Below are 1,052 nucleotides of genomic sequence, written 5' to 3'. Positions count from 1 at the left end.
ACGGGCAATACCTGTTTTATCAGCTATCTCTTGAGGGGCTGCTTCCGGAACAGTTTGTAAGTATTCCCAGATGGTAAGCTGGATGGGAGATAATATAGTCTCAATATTTTCAGATGAGATAAGAGCTATTGCCTTTTGAGCTTGAGTAAGCAAGACATCAAGAAAGAAATCCATCCAGGAATTAATGTCCTCATTCTTTGATTTAAAAGTTTTTTGGCTTCTTCTGAGAGCAATATAGTAAGCTGGTTTTTGATCTTCAATTAACTTCTCATGGGAGACATAAGACATATATAAATAACCCTCTTTTAAAAGAAGCAGATTTGTGAGCACTCTTGAGAGCCTTCCATTTCCGTCTTCAAAAGGATGAATATTGAGATACTCCACCAAAAAATTACCTACAATTAAAAGAGGATGATATTTTTTATTCTCCATAGCATCTTTTGTCCATTCAACCAACTCCTGCATTTGTTTAGGGGTCAGATAAGCTGAGGTGGTATCAAATAAAATACCAATTCTTCTGCCCTGAGCATCAACCATCTGAACTTGATTCTCTTTATTTTTATACTTACCTCTATGAAGAGTGTCTTTATCTACATACTTAAGAAGCTCTTGGTGAAAATGTTTAATGGCGCTTTCACTAAACCTTATACTCTCCCAAGAATCAAAAACATTTTTTAGAAGCTCGTAATAGCCTTGTGCTTCCTGCTTGTCTCTATCAGCAAACTTCTGAATAGCGATACCTTCAATAAGTTTTTCTACATCTTCATCGGAGAGTTTAGCTCCCTCGATACGAGTTGATGCTCCGGTTGAGGTAATAAGGACTGACCTTTTGAGCCTTCCTAGGAGATAGGGGTTAAGATTAGCTCCAGCAGACCACTGACCTTTTAATTCGTCAACGCGAGCAATTTTCGTAACAATATCTAATGAGACCTTACTTAATCTTCTATCAAATTTAGTCTTTCTAACCATATTTCCTTTCTATCTTCTTAACTATACTAGATTGTATTAGATAGTATTAGATTTGTCAAGTTTGCCGATGTTAGCCCCTCTTC

General features: G+C 36.7%; 1 protein-coding gene. It reads right to left on the bottom strand.

The window, feature by feature from the left end; translation table 11 throughout:
- Positions 1-969, bottom strand: a 969-nt coding sequence (locus Q8M88_RS08000; RefSeq protein WP_305596152.1) for a Fic family protein, incomplete at its 3' end; no start/stop codon positions are given.
- Positions 970-1,052: the final 83 nt, after the last annotated feature.

The organism is Phenylobacterium sp., from assembly GCF_030693805.1.
Taxonomy (GTDB): domain Bacteria; phylum Pseudomonadota; class Alphaproteobacteria; order Caulobacterales; family Caulobacteraceae; genus Phenylobacterium.
Note: the sequence above shows the minus strand (reverse complement) of the source record. Positions and strands in the feature narration are given on the sequence as shown.